Source organism: Thioalkalivibrio sp. AKL10 (genome assembly GCF_000381845.1).
In the GTDB taxonomy this organism is placed as follows: Bacteria; Pseudomonadota; Gammaproteobacteria; order Ectothiorhodospirales; family Ectothiorhodospiraceae; genus Thioalkalivibrio; species Thioalkalivibrio versutus.
The window spans coordinates 47,579-65,815 of sequence record NZ_KB907147.1 but is presented as its reverse complement, the minus strand read 5'-3'; the positions used below and the strand labels follow the sequence as shown (position 1 = coordinate 65,815).

Below are 18,237 nucleotides of genomic sequence, written 5' to 3'. Positions count from 1 at the left end.
TGGTCATGGTCAAAACTTCGCCCGCTCCCGGGACATTTCCAGAGGACACGGTCCGCTCAGCAGGCAAAGTCAAAAGGATGCAATGGCGGCTGCGCCGGATAGCTCCACGCGGCCTTGCCCTGGCTCCACTGCCAGGCGGCCAGGGCCGCGGCACAGGCGGCCACCGAGTGGTCACTGGCGTCCCCAAGGTCCTGCGCACCAGCCAGTCCCCTCGCTTCAAGCCACGCGAGCAGTATCTGGCGCGCCGCCGGATCCTTCTTCAGGGGCCGCTCGCAGGGCCATGGCCACGGTTGGATGCACCTCCACCACTCGCGCATCCGGGCGTTCCATACAGAGCATTCGGCTGACGGCCACACCGCGCAGCGTCAGATAGGCCATACGTGGCGCCGACGGGGCCATTACGGTTCCTGCGGGGAGGTCCAGCCCCACAGCCAGACGGCGCAAGGCCTGATCCGACTCGCGGCTGCCGCCGGTGGCGGAATACGACAGTGGTGCGTCCAGCCCCACAATCGCGCCGGCCGGCACCTGGTCCAGAATGGCCTGGTCGTTCGCTCCCGCAAGCAGCTCCGTCAGTTGGAGTCCCCCGCCCTGTTCGCGGAACACAGCGACCGACGTATGCAAGGAACTCCCCGGGCCGGACAGGTCCACCCCGATGATCATCTGCGCCATTCGAAATCCCTCGGTCCCCTACTCCAGAGGACCCACGATCGCATCGATCGCAGCGGGGTGCGATCAAACTCGGCATCGCATGGTCCGATAGAGATCGCTACCGGAATTGTGAGTAGGGCCCCGATGAACGCTCCAAATGTTGAACGCGACCGAACCGTCGATCCCATCGAGGTGGAGCGCTACCGCGCCCTGGCCGAGATGTGGTGGCAACCGGATGGCAGACTCTGGCCCCTGCACGTGCTGAATCGCCTGCGCACCGACTACATCCGGGATCAGCTCTGCCACTCGCTCGGACGGGACCCGGAAGCCGACCACCCCCTGGCCGGCCTGCGCATGCTGGACATCGGCTGCGGCGGCGGCCTGTTGAGCGAGGCGATGGCCCGCCTGGGCGCGGACGTGCTCGGGGTGGATGTCGTCGACCGCAACATCGCCGCAGCGCGGCATCACGCCGAAGAACAAGGCCTGGATGTCCGCTACGAGGTCAACACCGCCGAGGCCCTCGCCGCACGCGGGGAAGCCTTCGACGTGATCCTCAACATGGAGGTGGTCGAACACGTCGCGGACCTGCCCGCGTTCATGGGGAGCGTCAACCGCATGCTCCGCCCCGGCGGCCACACCTTTGTGGCCACCATCAACCGGAGTCCGGTCTCATTCGTGGTGGCGATTGTCGGCGCCGAGTACCTGTTCCGCATCCTGCCCCGGGGCACCCATCAATGGAAGCGCTTTGTGACGCCGCGGGAAACACGGGAGCTGCTCGCCCGGGACGGCCTGGAACCCGCGGCGCAGACAGGGGTCAAGGTAAATCCGCTCAACCGCCGGATGTGGTTGTCACGATCCATGAGCGTTAACTACATGATCCTGGCGCGCAAGCCCCCTGCCTAATCCGGCGTCTTCGCTCGCCGGACACGCCACCACGAGGCAGGAAGCGCGCGACCCATGGGTGGCCAGCACGCTCCATTCCTCCACCACCAGATCCGCGGCGGCGAGCTGCGCGCGGAGATCGGCCTCGTAGGTCACATGCCCAAAATCGATGGTCGTGATCCGCCGTAGCAAGGGCTTCAGCGTCTCCATCCAGCGCACAGTGCGCCGTTGAATCGTCTGCGTGAACACGAACCGGCCACCGGTTGCCAGCAGACCCTTGCAGTGGCGCAGGGCCCGCTCCGGATCGGGCAGCAGCATGAAGCTCGCAGAGAAATACACCACGTCGTAGGGCCCAGCCACGTGGTCATACACGGATTCCTTCCACACCTCGACGCTGTCCACAATCGGCGATCCCGCCAGACGCCGCCGAGCCCGCCGGACATAGTCGCCATCGATATCGATCCCGGTCAGGCGCAACCGCTTACGCCTCACGTCCCCAGCATTCGCCAGCAACGCCCCGCCCGTGCCAATGCCAACGTCCAGCACCCGGGCCCCCTCGGGCATCCGATCCAGTGCGGCTGCGTACCAGCGCGCCGTCAGCCGGAGAATCAGAAAATCATAGATTGCGCTTCGCATGGAACTTTTCGCCAGGTACAGGGGAGGGTTGTCGCGGCGGGGCCGTGCAAGCGCGCCGACCGCGATGCGCCACCCTACCGCATGACGGGGCACGATGATCGGACCACCCGGAAGCGCCAAATCGACAGGTCCGGAAGCCACTCATGGATCCGGGTCCGGAAAGAGATCCAGTTGATCCCGCGCACGCCCCTGCCCCGCCCGGCCCTGGATACGCGCCGAGAGTCGACGCCGGCTGCCATGACGCCGATGGATGCCAGCATTCTGCTGGCGGAAAGCACCGTTTCCCCGCACCGCCTTGAAGCGTTCACGTGCCCTCCTCGCAGCCTCTTTATGATCCACCAAGGGCGCCGGATAATCGTGTCCGATGCGGCAACTGGATTGGCGCTGCAGGCTTTCCGGCATCTTCCATGGCTGATGAATCCAGTCGCCCGGCACCCTTGCCAGTTCAGGCACCCACTGACGAATAAATTGGCCTTCCGGCTCCTGCTCCAGTGACTGCTTGACGGGGTTGTAGATTCGCAGGGCGTTAAAGCCTGTCGTGCCGGACTGTATCTGCATCTGGCTGTAGTGGATGCCCGGCTCGTAGTGCGTGAACATGCGAGCCAGATGCAGCGCCGGTCGCCGCCAGTGGAGCCAGAGGCGATACGAGGCGAACGCGACGACCATCGCGCGCATGCACGCATCGACCAGCGAGTATCCTGTGAGGTCATCCTTCCAGGCACAAAATCGGTGCTCGTCAAAGGCGCCTTCGCGCAGGCCATCACACTCACGGTGCAGGTTGTGGAATTCGATGTCCGGGGCATCTTCCAGCTTCTGCAGGAAGTGGCAGTGCCAGTGCAGTCGTTCTTCGAACTGGCGCAGCGACTTTCACCACGCGGCCTGCCGGCGATCCTGGCCGCTTGGTGCCCGTAACTGAATCTGGCGGTCACGCAAGGCCTGCAACACGCGGCGTAACGAAACCGTGCCATAGGCCAGATGCGGACTCAGGCGGGAACTTGCCGTCCAGGCACGGCCGGGGCTGCTGATACCGCCGGCCTAACGCTGCCCGCGTTCCCGCAGCAAATCGCGCATAACCCCGCGTCCTGCCTCCGAGCCCGGTTCCTGCAGTTCGGTCACGGCATCTGCCACCACACCCTTCGGGCAGCGCGGCAGGCGCTCCACGCCACCCGCCACGGCGGGTCCGGCGGCCAGGGCCCCGGGCGGTACAAACGCGGACTCGCGCATCAATTCCTCCCACTGGGACACCCAGCCATCGCGGTTACGCAGACCTCGGACTACCCCATGCTGGCGATACTCCCGCCATGGGATGCCGCGATGGCGAAACAGGTGCGCGACCGCGCCATCACGGTCATCGGTCCAGCGATTTCCGGTTTCCTGGTGGCTGTACACCGAGACCACAGGGATCTCTTCGCGCAGTTGTTCGAGCACCTCCACCGCATCGCCCTCGCGCACGACGAGAGGTCGACCCCGTTCGGACACGGCCTGGTCCAGTTCCAGTAGGCTTGCGCGGACGAAATCCCAGTGACGCCGGCTGGTGTCCGAGAGCTCCCAGTAACCCGGTGCCACGATGTACAGCGGCAGTATGGGCCCCGCTTGTGCCGCGTGATGGAGCGGGGCGTGATCATCGACGCGCAGATCGCGCTTGAACCATACGAGGTGGACGGGCTCGGGTATTCGGTACGGACTCTGGAACATGGGGCCTGAACCGGCCTGCATCGAAGGCGCCGGCCCAGCCTTTCCCAGTGCAGACTCCCCAGCATGCCGCCAGGTTCGCTCGAGCCCCAGCCCAATGGCTGCACGAAACCCGACATTGAACTTGCTCGTCCGGCACAGGACGAACGCTTTGTCTTGCCCCGAGGAACCATCCGACAGGAGCCACGCCCGATGAGCGGACGTACGTTACTGGTGACCGGCGCCACCGGCGGCGTGGCGGGAGCGCTGTTGCAGGCACTCGATCCCGCATGGGACCGGATCGCCCTGATCTCGCGCGACGCCGACGGACTGGAAACCCTGTGTGCCCACCTGCCAGAGAGCCTCCAGGCATACACAATCGTCGCGGATGTCAGCACCGCGGAAGGCGCGGATCGGGCTGTGGCCCAGGCCTCCGAACATCTCGGAGAGTCCCCCACGCAACTCGCCCACTGCGCGGGCAGCGCGCTTCTGGCGCCCTTGCACCGCACGACGGAGGCGCAGTACCGCGCCTGCATTGCCGCCAACCAGGACAGCGCCTTCTACACCCTTCGAGCCTGGGTGAAGGCCCGGCTACAAGCCAACGAACCCTCCGGCAGTGCCGTCCTGTTCAGCTCCGTCGTCACTCAGATCGGGGTCTCCAATCACGAGGCAATCGCCATGGCCAAAGGTGCCATCGCCAGCCTGGTCCCCGCCGCTGCCGCGACCTACGCCGGTCACGGCATCCGCATCAACGGCATCGCCCCGGGTCTGACCCGGACGGGAGCTACCGAACGCCTGTTTGCGTCACCGCGTGCCGAGCAACAGATCACGGCGCAGTATCCGCTGCAACGCTACGGGCAGGCGGAGGATCTCGCGCGGGCCGCCGCATGGCTCTTGTCCGACGAAGCCGAATGGGTAACCGGACAGATCCTGTCAGTGGATGGCGGTTTCTCCCGTGTACGACCTCTGGTGCAAGCGGGCGGCTAACGGGGTTTGGCACGCATAGCGATCATTGGCGCCGGTATCTCCGGGCTCACTGCCGCCCGGCGCCTGCATGATGCCGGACATGACTGCCTTGTGCTGGAGAAGAGCCGGGGCCTTGGCGGGCGCATGGCGACCCGGCGCGCTAATCACCTGACTTTCGATCACGGTGCCCAGTTTTTCACGGCCCGCGGCGCACGCTTTGCGCGACAGGTCCAGGCTTGGCAGCAGCAAGGTGTCGTAGCGACCTGGGGAGACGGCCGGCTGGTGGGCTGCCCTGGCATGACAGCCCCGGCCGACGCCCTGGCCACCCCTCTAAACGTGCGGCTCAATTCCCGCGTCGAGACGCTTCTACGGTCAGTCGATGGCTGGCATCTACGAGTTGAGAGGCCGTCGGAGAACGCCGACTTGGACGGACCATTCGACGCAGTATTGCTTGCGCTTCCAGCACCCCAGGCCGCCGAACTGGCGGTTACCGCCGGAATGGGCTTTCCGGAGCTCGACGGGGTTCGCTACGCACCCTGCATTGCGCTGTTGGCAGCTTTCGAAGGCCAGATCACAATGGACCGACCATCGCAGGAACTCTCCGGGCAACCGCTCGCCTGGGTAGCCCGCAACAACACCAAACCCGGCCGCAACGCAAAACCGGAGACGCTCGTGGCCCACGCAGGCCCAGACTGGTCCCGTGAGCACATCCAGAAAGACCCCGATCAGCTAGCGCAACCGCTGCTGACGGCCCTCCGGCCCCTGCTCGGCTCAGCCCGCCTCCTCCAGCATCAGGTCCATAGATGGCTATACGCACGGGTCGAACAGGCCGCCGACCAGTCCTGTCTCTGGGACGCGGAGCAACGGCTCGGCGCCTGCGGCGACTGGGCCCTGGGGCCGCGGGTAGAAGCTGCATTCGACAGCGGCGAAGCACTGGCCGACACGGTCCTTCAAGCCCTTCCGGCGCCGGACCGGCACGCCCAGTGACCAGCCCCTTCAAGTCCACCGGCCAGGCGCCGGATGGTCACACCGCCTTCTTCCCCACGACGCGGGCAGCCGCCCTGGAACGGCTCTCGGACTTCGCCCCCCTCGCGGGTCGTCACTACGCGGCTCAGCGAAACCGCGACCCCGGTCCAGGTGAACGCGACAACGTATCCCTGCTCTCGCCCTACATCCGCCATCGGGCCATTACCGAACACGAGGTGATCGCAAAGGTGCTCGCCCACCATTCACCCAAGGCGGCCGAGAAATTTGTCCAGGAGGTCTTCTGGCGCACCTACTGGAAAGGGTGGCTGCAGATGCGCCCCCAGGTCTGGCGGTCATTCCTAGACGAGCGCGACATCGAACAGGCGCGCCTCGCCAGGGACAACGGGTTGCGCGAGGCGGTCGCTGCCGCCGAGGCTGGACGCAGCGGGCTGGAGGGGTTCGATCACTGGGCCCGCGAACTGGTCGAAACCGGCTATCTGCACAATCACGCCCGCATGTGGTTCGCCTCCATCTGGATTTTCACGTTGAGGCTTCCATGGACCCTTGGGGCGGACTTCTTCATGCGTCACCTGCTTGATGCCGACCCAGCCTCGAACACCCTAGGCTGGCGTTGGATCGCCGGCATCCAAACGCCGGGCAAGACCTACCAGGCCAGTGCCGACAACATCGCGCGCTTTACCGATAACCGATTCCGCCCCACCGGCCTGGCGCCCCAGGCACCCGCGATCCGCGACGAGGCCCCACCTCCGCCCGGAGCGCTGCCCGCACCGCGAACTCTACCGCGGGACCGGCGCGTGCTGCTCCTGCTTCACGGAGACGACTTCAATGGCCATGAATTGCTGCCGAAAGGAACCAACGTGGCCGCGGTCGCCGTCACTCCGCGTGGTCACCCCGACATGCCCTGGCCGTTTGGTCCCAAGGCCGCCACCTGGGTCGACGCACTGGCCAAGGACGCGGTGCAGCACGCGGGCGAGGCCCTGCAAAAGCCCGCATCCGTGCTCCCGCGGCTACACGCTGATGCCCTCCGCGTGCAGTGCGTCGCCGCCAGCGTGACCACCATTGCCACACCCGAGGCGCCCGTCGGGCCCTTGGCCGACGCCCTCGATACTCTTGCGCACGAGTTGGCGGAAGACGGAATCGAGATCATCCCCCTGCGCCGGACGTGGGACGATCTCGCTTGGCCCCATGCAACCCACGGGTTCTTCCGCTTCAAGCGCAAGATCCCCGCACTGCTCGCCCGCAACGGCTTGTAGCGCCAGGCAGTCCGATCAGGTCGGGCGCGGATGATTCAGCAGGTAGCGCTCTTGATCGATGCTTTCGATCGCGCCGGGGCGGGCCAATCGCACCTCTCGAATGGCGTCTTCCGACGCCAATCCGCGTTCGATGAGAGTCAGGGCGGCAATGGTCCCGGCTCGGCCCTGCCCCCCTCCGCAGTGGAAAACCACGCGCTCCCCGGCCTGTAACCACTGGTGGACCCGTGGTCCGATGTCCTTCCAGCCCTCTTCCCAGGGTCGCTCGGGGGCCGCCATGTCACCGATCGGCAAATGCAGCCAGCGCATGCCCGCAGCCTGCACGGCCTTCCCCAGATCGCGTACGCCAAGGCTTTCCAGCTCACCCTCCTGGTTCAGGGTCACGACCGCAGTTGCGCCCCAGCCAGACAGGGCCACCAGATCCGCCTGTACATCCCGCGCCTCGCAGACCTCGCGATCCCGACGCTTGCCAGGGCAACGGGTCATACCGATCGCGCCACCCTCCAGCAGGTGGATCGTGCCGATTTCAAGCGTGTCTGCCGAAGGGGTGGTCGTCAGTGTCACGGTCTTTCCTGCGGAAATATGGTGGTAATGAATCAAAGGTAGGGACCAATCAGGTGCGTGATCCACCCCGCCAGGCGGCGCCGCAGCGGCCGGTTCTCCCAGTCCTCGATGGTCAGGCGCTCGGCATCGGCCTTGTCCACCTCGATCAGTTCGCGGATCTCGCGGGCGAAGCCTTCGTCCCAGATGTTCAGGTTGGCCTCGTCGTTCAGCCGAAACGACCGGTTGTGCAGATTCGCGGAGCCGATACTGGCCCAGCGGTCGTCGATCGCCATCAGCTTGGAGTGGTACATGCGTGGATGATACTCGTACAGTTCCACCCCGGATTCGAGCATCGGCCGCCAGCGATTGACAGATGCATGACGGAAGAAACCGAAGTTCATGCTGTCGCCCGGGACCAGCACGCGAATACGGACACCCCGGTCGGCCGCCTCCTTCAGTACCTCCAGGAACCGCGGATCGGGATAGAAATAGGCCGTACCGATCGTGATGTGCTCTTCCGCCGCGGCGATGGCATGCAGAAACATCAGGCGCACCCGGTGACGCCCCTCGCGCGGGGCACTGTTAACCATCTGGGCGTCGCGATCCCCCATTTCGGACAGCTCGGGGAAATACGCCTCGCCGGTGGGCATCCGCCCCGTGGCGTCCAGCCAGGTCTCCAGGAACACCGCCTGCAGATTGCCGACCACCGGGCCCTGGATGCGGAAGTGATTGTCGCGATAGCCATCGCGGTCGTCACCGTCAACCCAGGGATCGGCCACATTGGCTCCCCCGATGAAGCCGGTATGACCGTCCACCACCAATAGCTTGCGGTGCGTGCGGTGATTGAAGCGCGACAACTGGTACCAGGACGGCTCGCGCCAGCGCACCAGCTCCACCCCGGCCTCTTCCATGCGCTCGAACATCTCCGGGTCAGCATCGCGCGAACCAAGGAAATCCAGCATGGCATGCACCCGAACCCCGCGTTCCGCCGCACGCGCCAGGGCCTCGGAGAAGATCGCCGCCTGCTCGCCCCAGTACTCGTATACCTCGAAGGTGACCGAATGCTCGGCGTTTTCGATCGCCTCGATCTTGGCCGCGTAGATGGCCTCGCCGTCCTGTAACAGGTCAATGCGGTTGCCGCTCACGATCGGCTGCTGCAGGAGCAGGCCCATGTCCCGCCGGAACTGCTCCGACGAAGTCCCGTACTCCAGCGCCAGCGGCTCTTTCAGCCGGTCCGGTTTCGGCAACGCATTGAACAGCACCACATTCCCCAGCGCAAAGATCAGGGCAATCAACACCATCGGGAGCAGGACGTAGCGCATGGGGTCTCCAGGCACGCAGCGAATACATGAGGATTTTCGCTCAGTGTACACAGACGATTACAACAAACTGGGGAGCGGTTCGTCAGAGGCCTGGAATCCCGGCACCACGTTCAAGCGTAATGGGTTGGCGATCCCTGCGGTCATTGTGGGGCGATTTCCAAATACTGTATATATCGACAGTATATGGAAATCGAAGCCCATACCCCCACTCGCAAGCATCCTGTCGCCCCCCCGGCCTATGCCGAACTGACGACGCTCAGCAACTTCTCGTTCCTGCGCGGGGCTTCGCACCCGGAGGAACTGGTCGAGCAGGCGCAGGCACTGGGCTACCGCGCGCTGGCGCTGACCGATATCGCCTCGCTGGCTGGTGTAGTACGAGCGCACTCGGCAGCAAAGGAATGTGGGTTACACCTGATCCTGGGGGCGACCTTCCGGCTGGCCGATGGCCCCACCCTGACGCTTCTGGTGCGCAATCCCACGGGATACGCCGCCCTGTGTCGATTGATCACTCGGGCCCGCGGCGCGGCGAACAAGGGACACTACCACCTGACGCGCGCCGACCTGGCTACCCTGCCCGCCGAGAGCCGCACCGGCTGGCACAGCCTGCTGCGGGTCGAGGCCGACAGCCCAGGGGCGTCGCTCGCCGAAGCGGCCCACTGGCTGTCCGGATGGGCCGCCCCAGGTCAGGGCCACCTGGCCGTGAGCCAGTTGCGTACCCCCGAAGATGCCACCCTGACGGCCCGCGCCCGGGCGCTGGGAACCGCCACTGGACTCCCGCTCGTCGCCTGCGGCGACGTGCACATGCACCGGCGCGGCCGGCGCGCCCTGCAGGACGTGCTTACTGCCCTGCGCCTGCGTTCGACGGTCGCGGAGGCGGCGCATGAACGCTTCCCCAATGGGGAACGCTGCCTGCGCCCGCGGGCCGAGCTGGCCACGCTGTATCCCGCCGCCTGGCTTGAGGCCAGTGTGACCATCGCGCGGGACTGCGACTTCTCGCTGGACGCGGTCACCTACCGCTACCCCACCGACCCGTTGCCGAAGACCATGACCCCGTCCGCCTACCTGCGCGAGGAGACCCTCAAGGGCGCGCTCAAGCGTTGGCCCGATGGCATCCCGGCCCCGGTGCGCGAACAGATCGAACGCGAACTGGGCATCATCCGCGAGTTGGGCTACGAGCCGTACTTCCTGACCGTCTACGACATCGTGTGCTTTGCCCGAGGCCGCGGGATCCTGTGCCAGGGGCGCGGCTCGGCCGCCAATTCGGCCGTGTGTTATGCCCTTGGTATCACCGCGGTCGATCCCTCGCGCTCCAGTATGCTGTTCGAGCGCTTCATCTCCGCCGAGCGCGGCGAGCCGCCGGACATCGACGTCGACTTCGAGCACGAACGCCGCGAGGAGGTGATCCAGTACATCTACCGGCGCTACGGCCGCGAGCGCGCCGCGCTGGCCTGCACGGTGATCCGCTACCGCCGCCGCAGCGCCCTGCGCGATGTCGGCCGGGCGCTGGGTATCTCGCGTGCACGGCTGGATGCGCTGACCGCCAACCTCGCCTGGTGGGACGACGGCATCCCCGCCGAGCGCTTGCGCGAGGTCGGGCTGGACCCGGACGGCGCGCTGGCCCGGCAGTGGCAGACGCTGACCGCCGAGCTGCTCGGCTTCCCGCGCCACCTGTCGCAGCACACCGGCGGCTTCGTGATCGCCGACGGCCGGCTGGACGAACTGGTGCCCATAGAAAACGCGGCGATGCCGGAGCGCTCGGTGATCCAGTGGGACAAGGACGACCTGGACGCGGTGGGCCTGCTGAAGATCGACGTGCTGGCGCTGGGGATGCTTTCCTGCGTGCGCCGCGCGCTGGAGCTGATGGCGCATCACCGGGGCCGCGACTGGGGCCTGGCCGACATCCCCGCCGAGGACCCGGCCGTCTATCGCATGCTGCAGAAGGCCGACACCCTGGGCGTGTTCCAGATCGAGTCGCGCGCGCAGATGAGCATGCTGCCGCGCCTGAAGCCCGCGAACTTCTACGACCTGGTGATCGAAATCGCCATCGTGCGCCCCGGCCCGATCCAGGGCGAGATGGTGCACCCGTATCTCAAGCGCCGCGCCCACCCGGAGCGGGTGCGCTATCCGAACGCAGAGGTAAAACGCGTGCTCGGACGCACGCTGGGCGTGCCGATCTTCCAGGAGCAGGTAATCGAGCTGGCGATGGTCGCGGCCGGTTTCTCCGCCGGCGAGGCGGACGGGCTGCGCCGCGCGATCGGCGCCTGGCGCCGCACCGGCCAGCTCGCGCGCTACCGCGAGCGCCTGATGGACGGCATGCGCGAACGCGGCTATCCGGAGAGATTCGCCGAGCAGCTGTACAAGCAGGTCCTCGGCTTCGGCGAATACGGCTTCCCCGAGTCGCACTCGGCGAGCTTTGCGCTGATCACCTATGTCTCGTCCTGGCTCAAGTGCCACGAGCCCGCGATCTTCGCCTGCGCCCTGCTGAACAGCCAGCCGATGGGCTTCTACGCCCCGGCGCAGATCGTCGCCGACGCCCGCCGCCACGGCGTGGAGGTCCGCCCGGTGGACGTGCGCCACAGCGGCTGGGAGTGCACGGTGGAACCGCTGGCCGGGAGCGACGCGCTGGCCCTGCGCCTGGGCCTGAACCGCGTCGGCGGGCTGGCCCGCGACGTCGCCGAGCGCGTGGTCGCCGCCCGCGTTGAACGGGCCTTCGCGGACGTCCCGGACCTGGTGGCCCGCGCCGCCCTCACCCGCGCCCAGGCCAATCGCCTGGCCCGCGCCGACGCCCTGAAGGGCCTGGCCGGCAACCGCCACCAGGCGCGCTGGGCGACCGAGGCGGTGGAGGAACCCCTGCCGCTGTTCGCCGAGGGACCGGGCGAGACCGTGCGCGAGGCCGACGTGACCCCGTTGCTGCCCCGCCCGGATGCGGTGGACGACCTGGTGCAGGACTACGCCACCACCGGGCTGAGCCTGGGCCCGCACCCGCTGGAACTGATGCGCCCGTCCCTGGAACAGCACCGCCTGGCCACCGCTTCCAGGCTACTCGAACAACCCAGCTACAGTGGCGCGCGCTACGCCGGGCTCGTGATCACCCGCCAGCGCCCCGGCTCGGCCAACGGCACGGTATTCCTGACCCTGGAGGACGAGACCGGTACGTTGAACCTGATCGTCTGGCCGGACCGGGTGGAACGCTTTCGCGCCGAGGTCCTGCACGGCCGCCTGCTGGAGGCCCACGGCGAGTGGCAGTACAGCGAGGGCGTCGGCCACCTGATCGTGCAGCGCCTGATCGACCGCAGCACCTGGCTCGGCGAACTCGCCACCCACTCCCGCGACTTCGGCTAATTCCGACCTATCGAACGCAAACTCTTGCAAGCATATCCATCACATCAAACGCGGCCGTAGAGGTCCTCCAACCGCACGATGTCGTCCTCGCCGAGGTAGCCACCCGACTGGATTTCGATCAGTTCCAGCGGGATCGAGCCCGGATTCTCCAGCGAGTGCAGTTGCCCGATCGGCACGTAGGTCGACTGGTTCTCGGTCACCAAATAGGTCTCCTCGCCGTTTCGCACCTTCGCAGTACCGCTGACCACCACCCAATGCTCTGCGCGATGGTGATGCATCTGCAGCGAGAGCTTCGCCCCCGGTTTTACGGTGATGCGCTTGACCTGGTAACGGTGCCCCACATCGACGCATTCGTAGCACCCCCATGGGCGGTACACCGAGGTGTGATCCACGTGTTCACTGCGGTTGTCCGCTTTCAGGCGCTCCACGATGAGTTTGACGTCCTGGACGCGGTCGCGGTCGGCAACCAGTACGGCGTCACGGGTGGCGACCACGGCCAGGTTGCGCAGGCCAATGCCGGCGACCAGCAGGCCGTCGGCATCCACCACGCAGCCCTCGCTATCTTCCAGCAAGCAGTCCCCACGCAGGGTGTTGCCCTGCTCATCCATGCCACGCACGCCCGCCAGAGCGGACCACGAGCCGATGTCGCTCCAACCGGCGGCCAGCGGTGTGACGGCGGCGTGCTCGGTGCGCTCCATCACGGCGTAGTCCACCGAGATGTTCGGGGCCGCGGCGAAGGCCTCCGGGTCCACCCGCAGGAAGTCGAGGTCCTCGCGGGCTCCCTCCAGCGCGGCGCGACAAGCCTCGACGATGCCCGGTTCGAAACGCTGCAACTCCTGCATGTACAGCGAGGCGCGGAACACGAACATGCCGCTGTTCCAGAGGTAATCGCCACTGTCGACGTACTCGCGCGCGGTGGCGGCATCCGGCTTCTCGACGAAACGCGCCACTCGCGCCCCGGCTTCCCCCAGGGACTCACCCTGCTGGATGTAGCCATAACCGGTCTCCGCAGCAGTAGGCACGATCCCGAAGGTCACCAGGTGGCCCGCCTCCGCCAGCGTCATGGCTCGCGCCACGGCGGCCTGGAAGGCCTCGGGATCACCGATGTGGTGGTCCGCCGCCAAGATCAGCAACAACGGGTCGCGCCCTTCCGCCTGCGCCTGCAATGCCGCCAGGGCGATCGCCGGGGCGGTATTGCGCCCCTCCGGCTCCAGCACGATACGGGCATGCTCCACACCTGCCGCCCGCAACTGCTCGGCCGCCAGGAAGCGATGCTCGACGTTGGCCAGCACCAGGGGCGCCGACGCGCCCAGGCCGTCCAGCCGCTCGGCCGTCTGCTGCAGCAACGTCTGCTCCCCGGTCAGGGGCAGGAACTGCTTGGGGTAGTGACTGCGCGACACCGGCCACAGCCGAGTCCCCGATCCGCCGGCCAGGATCACCGGCTGCAGTTCCGTCCGGCTTTGCGTATGTTCCATCGGCCTTACCCCCGTATCAGGCGTGAAATCTCGTCCACGCGGCGTTCCAGCAGGGCCGGATCGGCGCGGGTCTCCACATTCAACCGTAGCAGCGGCTCGGTATTGGAACTGCGCAGGTTGAAGCGCCAGTCCGCGAATTCCAGGCTGACGCCATCCGTATGATCCAGCCCCACGGCTTCCGACGCGTAGGCCTGCATCACCCGATCGGTGGCGGCGGCGGCGTCCTCGACCTCGAAGTTCAGCTCGCCACTGCAGGGGAAGCGCGCCATGCGCTCGGCCACCATCTCGCCCAACGCCTGGCCGCGTCGGCCCATGAGCTCGGCCACTCGCAACCAGGGCAACATCCCGGTATCGCAGTAGTAGAAGTCCCGGAAGTAGTGGTGAGCACTCATCTCGCCCCCGTAGATTCCATCCTCGTGGCGCAGCCGCTCCTTCATGAAGGCGTGTCCGGTCTTGGACTGGATGGGTTCGCCCCCCGCAGCACACACCATCTCAATGGTGTTCCAGGTCAGGCGCGGATCATGGACGATGCGCTCCCCGGCGTGCCCCTCCAGGCATGCCTCGGCCAGCAGGCCCACGATGTAATACCCCTCGATGAAGTTGCCTTGGGCGTCGAACAGGAAGCAGCGATCAAAGTCGCCGTCCCAGGCCACGCCCAGATCGGCGCCGTGCTTGCGCACCGCCTCCGCGGTGGCCGCGCGGTTCTCCGGCAGCAATGGATTGGGAATGCCATTGGGGAAATGCCCATCCGGTTCGAAGTTGACGCGGATCAGCTCGAACGGGAGATGCGGCTCCAGGGCCTCCAGCACCGGCCCCGCCCCCCCGTTTCCGGGGTTCACGACCACCTTGAGTTTCGGCAAGGTTTCGCGGTCGACCGAAGCCAGCAACCGGGAGATGTAGTCCGCCCGATGATCCAGGTGCCGGACCTGCCCGTGGGGCATGGGCCGGAAGTCACCGCGCTCGGCACAGACGCGAATCGCCTGCAGCCCGGAATCCCCGCTGATCGGGCGCGCATCGCTGCGTACCAGTTTCAGCCCGTTATAATCCAGCGGATTGTGGCTGGCCGTCACCATGACCCCGCCACCGGCCCCGTAGTGCGCGGTGGCGAAATACACCTCCTCTGTGCCACACATGCCTATATCGGCGACGTCACTCCCGCCCGCCGTAAGCCCTTCGGTGAGCGCTCGCGCCAGTTCCGGGCTGGAAAGGCGGATATCGTGCCCGACGACTGTGCGTCCCGGCCGGATCTCCTCGGCGAAGGCGCGCCCGATCGCTCGCACCACATCCGGATTGAGCTGGTCCGGCACCCGCCCACGTATGTCGTAGGCCTTGAAACAGTCGATCTTCATGCACGCCCCTTGCCGGCATCATTCGCTTCCCGCACCGGACAGAAATCCGTTGCGTACACCTTCATGATACATAGCCAAAGGGCTCCGCGAGGCCATGCCAGCATCACTGGCGTGAGTGCCGTTACTTGACGCTCTACACGCATACCCCCGAGCATGGTGGGTTTATACAACGAGGAAAAGCCGATGAGTGAGCCGCAAGTGAAGACCGAGGAGAAGAAACAGCATTTCGACGATATCTACGTCGCCGAGACCCCGGTGCCGTTCAAGGAGCGCATCATCGACGCGCTCGACTACATCTCCGACGACTTCAACCGGCAAACCTTCGACCGGCTGATCCTTCCCTGGGCCGAGCAGCAGGCCGCCACCGGCAAGACCCTGAACTACGTAGATCTGTGCTGCTGTTTTGGCAACACCACCATGGCCGCCATCCACAATATGGATGTCGAGGCGATCCGCGCCAACTGGGCCGACGAGCAGGCCTGCAAGACCGTCGCCGCCCCGCGCCGTCTGCCGATGAAGACCACCGGCATCGACATCTCGGGCAACGCGCTGGCCTATGGCAAGAGCGCCGGGCTGTTCGACGAAACCTTCGAGGCCGACCTGAACCAGCCCGCACCGGAGACCCAGGCCGCGATCGAAAAGGCCATGGCCGACGCGGACATCGTGATCTCCACCGCATCGCTGGTCTATCTGGACCCGCCGGCAATCGAGAAGCTGATCCGCTCCTTCGCCGACACCCCGCGCGAGGGCTACATGCTGGTCAACTTCCTGAACCCCTTCGCCCTGGAAAAGGCCGACGCGACCAAGCGCCTGCTGCTGGAACACCTGGAATTCGTCGGTAGCACCGCCAGCCGCCATCGCCGCCTGTCGCCGCTGGAGCAGGAGAACTATCCGGGCGAAGACTGGGCCCTGCTGGAGATCTGGGTGCTGCGCCGCCGCGCGTAGTCCGGACGCTGCCAATCTCGGGGCATGGCATCCCCGACAGGACGGGCCGGCCCTTTTGGGGTCGGCCCGTTTTCGTTAGGGCCGCCGCCGCACTACCGGAACCGCGGCCTCAGAGCAAGACGACGCGGTTGCGCCCCGCCTCCTTGGCCTGATACATCGCCTCGTCCACGCGGCGGGCGAAGGTCTTGGGGGTATCGCCCTGGCGCATCTCGGTCACCCCGAAACTGGCCGTAACCGACACCGGGCACGCCGTTTCCATGGCCGCGACGGCCTTGCGCAGCTTTTCGGCCATAGCCTCGGCGCCCGCGCCAGGGGTCTCCGGCACGACGACCATGAACTCCTCCCCGCCCCAGCGCCCAAGGGCATCCGCCTCGCGCAACGCGCCCTGAACCGTATCGGCCAGCCTCTTGAGGACGTCATCTCCGGTCTCGTGGCCGTAGTCGTCGTTGAAGTCCTTGAAATGGTCGATATCGAACATGATCAGGGAAAGGGGCCGTCCGTAGCGGCGGCTGCGCTCCATCTCCGCCTCCAGCGTGTTGCCCAGGCTCAGGCGGTTGGCCAGCCCCGTCAGCCAGTCGGTATGCGCCAGTCGCCGGATCTCGTCCTCCATGCGCACTCGATCGGTCACATCCTTGCTGATCGACACGTAGTGCGTCACCCGGCCATGGGCATCGGTCACCGGACTGATGCTCTGCTCCATGTTCATCAGGGTGCCGTCGCGGCGGCGGTTCACGAACTCGCCACGAAAGGCTTCGCCGCGCGCGAGCGTATCCCACATCTCGCGATAGAACCCGGGCTCCTGCTGACCGGACTGAAGGAACCGCGGATTCTTGCCTACCGCTTCATTCCGGCTGTATCCGGTCTGCTCCTCGAAGGCCGCGTTCACATAGGTGATCGTGCCTTCGGGATCGGTGATCAGCACGGGGTCCACCGACACCTCAAGCGCCGTCGACAATAGCCGCAGCTCGTCATCCCGCCGCCGCTCCTCGGTAATGTCCTTTTGCACCGAGACAAAGTGGGTGATGTCACGGTCGTTATCGCTGGCATATATGGGCGAGATGTGCCAGCGAACCTCGTACGAGGAGCCATCCTTGCGGTAGTTGACCGTTTCGCCCTCGAAATACTCGCCACTGACGAGGGCCCCGCGCAACCTGTCCAGAACAGCGCGCGAGGTTGCCGGGCCCTGAAGGATACGCGGGGTTTTCCCCAGGGCTTCTTCCCGCGAATACCCGGTCATGCGCTCGAAACCGGCATTGACGTAAACGATCCGCGGACCGCCGTCCAGATCGGCGTCGGTAATGACGACCGAGTTGTACGATTGCTCGATAGCGGCATCCAGCAGTCGGAGTTTCTCGAACCCCTCGATGATCGACACGGACGCCATATCGGGCCTTCTGAAAAAAATGAACGCACGACACGGGGTCATGCGCGAGGTCACTGAAATCCGACCCGCTTGGGGCGGCGCGGTTCAGTCCATGTCCGCCATCTCGAGGATCGACCCGACAATGTCGCTGGTCGTCACGATCCCTTCCAGCTCGTTGCCCTTCAGCACCACCAGCCGCCGGATCCCCTGGCTCACCATGAGCCGCGCGACGTACTTCACATCCATCTCGGCGGGCACCGTGATCACCGGTTTCGTGCAGACATCATAGACATTCGAGAGGTCGATATCGCCCTCTTCCGCCACGATCGTCTTGAGGATGGTCGTATAGGTGATGATGCCGTAGGCATCGTGGGCGTGCTGCTTCTCCACCACCAGCGACTTGACGCCATGCTTGCGCATCAGCTGCATCGCCTCGCGCAGCGGTGCCAGGGGAGACACCGTGACGACATTGGGTCTTAGAATTTCGCTTACCAGCATGTTGCTCTCCGTCAGAGTTCTTCCTTGACCTGTTCCTGGAACTGCTCGATCTGCTTGCGCCCGATACCGGCGAGATGGGCCACATCCACCGTAAAGGCCACTCCCCGCGGGTCATTGGCCAGGTCCAGCTCCCTCGAGATGCACTTGAGCACGTCCAGGGCCACCTTCTTCTCCAGCACCCACAAGAGGACCGACTGACTGCCCTCGTAGGTCATGCCGAGAAACGTCCTGCGGGCCTCGGCGCCAATCCCGCGCGCATCCATGATGGTTACGCCACCAGCGCCCGCTTCCTTGGCCGTGGCAATCGCCTGTTCCTCCAGATCATCCGAGAGGACGGCCACCAGTGCAGAAAATCGCATT

14 protein-coding genes and 2 pseudogenes are annotated in these 18,237 nt (G+C 65.9%); 6 read left to right on the top strand and 10 right to left on the bottom strand.

Annotated features, from left to right (window positions below):
- Window positions 1–56: 56 nt before the first annotated feature.
- Window positions 57–669, bottom strand: a pseudogene (locus G333_RS14410) (DUF429 domain-containing protein).
- Between the two features lie 123 nt (window positions 670–792).
- Between G333_RS14410 and ubiG the strand changes: the two are divergent.
- Complete coding sequence (gene ubiG, locus G333_RS0114010; RefSeq protein ID WP_018951386.1) at window positions 793–1,551, top strand: bifunctional 2-polyprenyl-6-hydroxyphenol methylase/3-demethylubiquinol 3-O-methyltransferase UbiG; 759 nt, start codon at window positions 793–795, stop codon at window positions 1,549–1,551.
- Here the strand turns inward: ubiG and G333_RS0114005 are convergent.
- Together G333_RS0114005 and G333_RS15410 are read right to left on the bottom strand one after the other, a co-directional pair.
- Entirely contained in the window at window positions 1,498–2,166 is a 669-nt protein-coding gene (locus tag G333_RS0114005; protein ID WP_026340974.1) for a bifunctional 2-polyprenyl-6-hydroxyphenol methylase/3-demethylubiquinol 3-O-methyltransferase UbiG, read from the bottom strand. The two genes, ubiG and G333_RS0114005, sit on opposite strands and share 54 nt — an antisense overlap.
- A 141-nt stretch (window positions 2,167–2,307) precedes the next feature.
- A pseudogene (locus G333_RS15410) lies at window positions 2,308–3,840 on the bottom strand (FAD-binding domain-containing protein).
- Window positions 3,841–4,050: 210 nt separating this feature from the next.
- Between G333_RS15410 and G333_RS0113985 the strand changes: the two are divergent.
- The 3 genes from G333_RS0113985 to G333_RS0113975 are packed head-to-tail and all read left to right on the top strand — an operon-like array spanning window position 4,051 to window position 7,043.
- The gene (locus G333_RS0113985; protein WP_019628732.1) at window positions 4,051–4,824 is read left to right on the top strand and encodes an SDR family NAD(P)-dependent oxidoreductase; all 774 of its coding nucleotides are present in this window, start codon (window positions 4,051–4,053) and stop codon (window positions 4,822–4,824) included.
- 6 nt (window positions 4,825–4,830) lie between these two features.
- Window positions 4,831–5,790, top strand: coding sequence for an NAD(P)/FAD-dependent oxidoreductase (locus G333_RS0113980; protein ID WP_026287904.1), 960 nt, complete (start codon window positions 4,831–4,833; stop codon window positions 5,788–5,790).
- Entirely contained in the window at window positions 5,787–7,043 is a 1,257-nt protein-coding gene (locus G333_RS0113975) for an FAD-binding domain-containing protein (RefSeq protein WP_019628731.1), read from the top strand. The genes G333_RS0113980 and G333_RS0113975 overlap by 4 nt, the downstream gene beginning before the upstream one ends.
- Before the next feature lie 15 nt (window positions 7,044–7,058).
- Here G333_RS0113975 and G333_RS0113970 read toward each other — a convergent pair whose 3' ends face one another.
- Window positions 7,059–7,604, bottom strand: a complete 546-nt coding sequence (locus G333_RS0113970) for a cyclin-dependent kinase inhibitor 3 family protein (RefSeq protein ID WP_019628730.1) — start codon at window positions 7,602–7,604, stop codon at window positions 7,059–7,061.
- Window positions 7,605–7,636: 32 nt separating this feature from the next.
- Window positions 7,637–8,905, bottom strand: coding sequence for a phosphatidylserine/phosphatidylglycerophosphate/cardiolipin synthase family protein (locus G333_RS0113965; RefSeq protein ID WP_019628729.1), 1,269 nt, complete (start codon window positions 8,903–8,905; stop codon window positions 7,637–7,639).
- A 183-nt stretch (window positions 8,906–9,088) separates the two neighbouring features.
- Here G333_RS0113965 and G333_RS0113960 point away from each other — a divergent pair, with 183 nt between their 5' ends.
- Window positions 9,089–12,247, top strand: coding sequence for an error-prone DNA polymerase (locus G333_RS0113960; protein WP_019628728.1), 3,159 nt, complete (start codon window positions 9,089–9,091; stop codon window positions 12,245–12,247).
- A gap of 44 nt (window positions 12,248–12,291) precedes the next feature.
- Here the strand turns inward: G333_RS0113960 and G333_RS0113955 are convergent, their stop codons facing one another.
- The gene (locus G333_RS0113955; RefSeq protein WP_018169661.1) at window positions 12,292–13,722 is read right to left on the bottom strand and encodes a mannose-1-phosphate guanylyltransferase/mannose-6-phosphate isomerase; all 1,431 of its coding nucleotides are present in this window, start codon (window positions 13,720–13,722) and stop codon (window positions 12,292–12,294) included.
- A gap of 5 nt (window positions 13,723–13,727) precedes the next feature.
- Window positions 13,728–15,071: a phosphomannomutase/phosphoglucomutase gene (locus G333_RS0113950; protein ID WP_019628727.1), complete on the bottom strand. Its 1,344-nt coding sequence runs from the start codon at window positions 15,069–15,071 to the stop codon at window positions 13,728–13,730.
- 183 nt (window positions 15,072–15,254) lie between these two features.
- Between G333_RS0113950 and G333_RS0113945 the strand changes: the two genes are divergently transcribed.
- Complete coding sequence (locus G333_RS0113945) at window positions 15,255–16,016, top strand: class I SAM-dependent methyltransferase (RefSeq protein ID WP_019628726.1); 762 nt, start codon at window positions 15,255–15,257, stop codon at window positions 16,014–16,016.
- Window positions 16,017–16,125: 109 nt separating this feature from the next.
- Here G333_RS0113945 and G333_RS0113940 read toward each other — a convergent pair whose 3' ends face one another.
- The 3 genes from G333_RS0113940 to G333_RS0113930 all read right to left on the bottom strand — a co-directional run bounded on the left by G333_RS0113940 (window position 16,126) and on the right by G333_RS0113930 (window position 18,236).
- Window positions 16,126–17,400: a diguanylate cyclase gene (locus G333_RS0113940; protein ID WP_018951370.1), complete on the bottom strand. Its 1,275-nt coding sequence runs from the start codon at window positions 17,398–17,400 to the stop codon at window positions 16,126–16,128.
- 84 nt (window positions 17,401–17,484) lie between these two features.
- Entirely contained in the window at window positions 17,485–17,877 is a 393-nt protein-coding gene (locus G333_RS0113935) for a CBS domain-containing protein (protein ID WP_018145798.1), read from the bottom strand.
- 11 nt (window positions 17,878–17,888) lie between these two features.
- Window positions 17,889–18,236 carry a hypothetical protein gene (locus G333_RS0113930; RefSeq protein ID WP_018145799.1) on the bottom strand — a complete coding sequence of 116 codons (348 nt, stop codon included), beginning with the start codon at window positions 18,234–18,236 and terminating at the stop codon, window positions 17,889–17,891.
- Window position 18,237: the final 1 nt, after the last annotated feature.